This window comes from Streptomyces sp. NPDC005533, assembly GCF_042871845.1.
GTDB lineage: Bacteria > Actinomycetota > Actinomycetes > Streptomycetales > Streptomycetaceae > Streptomyces.
The window spans coordinates 1-1,128 of the sequence record NZ_JBIAJH010000201.1; the positions used below are offsets into that span (position 1 = coordinate 1).

A 1,128-nucleotide genomic window follows, 5' to 3' on the forward strand; every position below is an offset into this window, starting at 1 on the left:
CCCTCTTTTATTTTAATTTCCGCTTCATTTGTGTTCAAATCAACTTTTTTAATTACTCCATGTAAGTTGGGTTTTGATAGTTTTTCTACGCCACCATCAGGAGCGGGTAATATACATCGTTTAAGAACTTTAGCATTTGCACATCCAATAACCCAAATTAGAATGCACACTCCCGGTAATGACTCCAACTTATTGATAGTGTTTTATGTTCAGATAATGCCCGATGACTTTGTCATGCAGCTCCACCGATTTTGAGAACGACAGCGACTTCCGTCCCAGCCGTGCCAGGTGCTGCCTCAGATTCAGGTTATGCCGCTCAATTCGCTGCGTATATCGCTTGCTGATTACGTGCAGCTTTCCCTTCAGGCGGGATTCATACAGCGGCCAGCCATCCGTCATCCATATCACCACGTCAAAGGGTGACATCAGGCTCATAAGACGCCCCAGCGTCGCCATAGTGCGTTCACCGAATACGTGCGCAACAACCGTCTTCCGGAGCCTGTCATACGCGTAAAACAGCCAGCGCTGGCGCGATTTAGCCCCGACATAGCCCCACTGTTCGTCCATTTCCGCGCAGACGATGACGTCACTGCCCGGCTGTATGCGCGAGGTTACCGACTGCGGCCTGAGTTTTTTAAGTGACGTAAAATCGTGTTGAGGCCAACGCCCATAATGCGGGCTGTTGCCCGGCATCCAACGCCATTCATGGCCATATCAATGATTTTCTGGTGCGTACCGGGTTGAGAAGCGGTGTAAGTGAACTGCAGTTGCCATGTTTTACGGCAGTGAGAGCAGAGATAGCGCTGATGTCCGGCGGTGCTTTTGCCGTTACGCACCACCCCGTCAGTAGCTGAACAGGAGGGACAGCTGATAGAAACAGAAGCCACTGGAGCACCTCAAAAACACCATCATACACTAAATCAGTAAGTTGGCAGCATCACCCGCTTCCTGAAGTAATTTTTCTGCGATAAAAAGATCAATAGGTTGTGTTACTTTCATATTTGCTTCAGTCCCCATGACTGTAGCAACCCGGACACCAGGTACCATTGATCGAACAACACCACAATCACACGTAAAACTAAACCGCTTTTCAGCAATTGCACGTTGATATGCCAATTTTATTGTTCC

At 48.4% G+C, this 1,128-nt stretch carries 3 protein-coding genes; all 3 read right to left on the bottom strand.

All coding sequences use genetic code 11. The features are described 5' to 3' along the window. Positions 1 to 188, bottom strand: a 188-nt coding sequence (locus ACFYP3_RS37935; RefSeq protein WP_388842691.1) for a hypothetical protein, incomplete at its 3' end; no start/stop codon positions are given. A 1-nt stretch (position 189) separates the two neighbouring features. Then, positions 190 to 887, bottom strand: a protein-coding gene (locus ACFYP3_RS37940) for an IS1-like element IS1A family transposase (RefSeq protein WP_223290517.1) whose coding sequence is annotated in 2 segments (ribosomal slippage) — positions 190 to 638 and positions 638 to 887 — 699 coding nt in all. Because the reading frame shifts where the segments join, the coding sequence is not laid out codon by codon here. A gap of 28 nt (positions 888 to 915) precedes the next feature. Further along, positions 916 to 1,128: 2-C-methyl-D-erythritol 4-phosphate cytidylyltransferase (locus ACFYP3_RS37945; protein WP_388842693.1), on the bottom strand; the 213-nt coding region annotated here is incomplete at its 5' end.